General features: G+C 66.1%; 1 protein-coding gene. It reads left to right on the top strand.

All coding sequences use genetic code 11. The features are described from left to right. Nucleotides 1-1,715: condensation domain-containing protein (locus BKD70_RS23210; RefSeq protein ID WP_139145821.1), on the top strand; the 1,715-nt coding region annotated here is incomplete at both ends.

The following is a 1,715-nucleotide window of genomic DNA, read 5'->3' as shown; positions in this document are numbered from 1 at the left end:
CCAACGTGCAGGACATCTACCCGCTGGCGCCGTTGCAGGAAGGGATTTTCTATCACTACCTCACGGCGGCGCAGGGCGATCCTTACCTGCTGCAATCACACCTGGCGTTTGACGGTGTGGAGCGCCTGCAGGCCTTTATGCGCGCACTGCAACAGGTGATCGACCGCCACGACATCCTGCGCACCGGGGTGGTGTGGGAGGGCCTGGCGCAACCGCTGCAAGTGGTGTGGCGCCAGGCGCAGTTGTGCGTGCAGGAACTGCAACTGGAAGGTGACGTACTCGCCGGCCTGCACGAGCGGTTTGATGCGCGGCGGTATCGCCTGGAGATCAGCCAGGCGCCGCTGATCCGCCTGATGTACGCCCAGGACCCGGCCAACCAGCGCGTGGTGGCGGTGTTGCTCTATCATCATATCGTGTTGGACCACACCGCCTTCGACGTGGTGTTGCGCGAAATGCAGGGCCACCTGTTGGGCCACGCAGCGCCCACCGCCGCGCCAATGCCGTATCGCAACTATGTGGCCCAGGCCCGTTTGGGTGTCAGCGAACAGGAGCATGAGCAGTTCTTCCGCCAGATGCTGGGCGATGTCGACGAACCGACGTTGCCGTTCGGCTGGCAGGACGTGCGCGGCGACGGCAATGCCATCGACGAACACACCCTGCAACTGGACAGCCAGCTCAACCGCCGCCTGCGCAGCCAGGCACGGCTGCTGGGGGTCAGCGCTGCCAGCCTGTTCCATCTGGCCTGGGCGCAGGTGCTGGCCGCGGTATCGGCGCGCCATACGGTGGTGTTCGGCACGGTACTGGTGGGCCGTCTGCAAGGCGGCGAGGGAGCCGACCGCGCTCTGGGCGTGTTTATCAACACCTTGCCGCTGCGCCTGGATATCGACGACCAGGGCGCCCGCGCCGCCGTGCGGGCCACCCATGCGCGGCTGACCGAATTGCTCGGCCATGAACACGCCTCCCTGGCGTTGGCCCAGCGTTGCAGTGGCGTAGCGGCCCCGGCGCCCTTGTTCAGCTCGATGCTCAACTATCGCCATCGCGGCGCCGCCACCCGCTCGGCGGATGCGCAGTTGGCATGGGAAGGCATGCAGACCTTGGTCAATGACGGGCGCACCAATTACCCGCTGACCTTGAACGTGGATGACCTGGGCGACGGCTATGCATTCACCGCCCTGGCCCAGATGGATGCGCAACGGGTGTGCGGCTATATGCATAACGCGTTGAGCGGCCTGGTCGAGGCTCTTGAGCAGGCACCGCACCAGGCGCTGAACCGCCTGCCGGTGCTGGGGCTGCAAGAGCGGCAACAACTGCTGGTGCAGTTCAACGCCACCGAGGTGAACTACAACCTCGACCAGACCCTGCACGGGCTGTTTGAAGCCCAGGTTGTACGTACCCCGCAGGCAGTGGCGGTGAAGGCCGGCGAGCACACCTTGAGCTACCAGCAACTCAATGAACGCGCCAACCGCCTGGCCCATCACCTGCGTGACAGCGGTGTGCGCCCGGATGCACGGGTGGGCATCTGCGTCGAGCGCGGCCTGGACATGGTCGTCGGTTTGTTCGCCATCCTCAAGGCCGGCGGTGCCTATGTGCCGCTGGACCCGGCGTACCCGCCAGAGCGCATCGCCTACATGCTGCACGACAGCGCGCCGGTGGTGGTGCTGGCCCAAAGCGCCACCCGCAGCCTGCTGGGGGACGTGGCGGTAGTCGACCTCGAC

Source organism: Pseudomonas sp. BS-2016 (assembly GCF_001806145.1).
GTDB lineage: Bacteria > Pseudomonadota > Gammaproteobacteria > Pseudomonadales > Pseudomonadaceae > Aquipseudomonas > Aquipseudomonas lundensis.
Note: the sequence above shows the minus strand (reverse complement) of the source record. Positions and strands in the feature narration are given on the sequence as shown.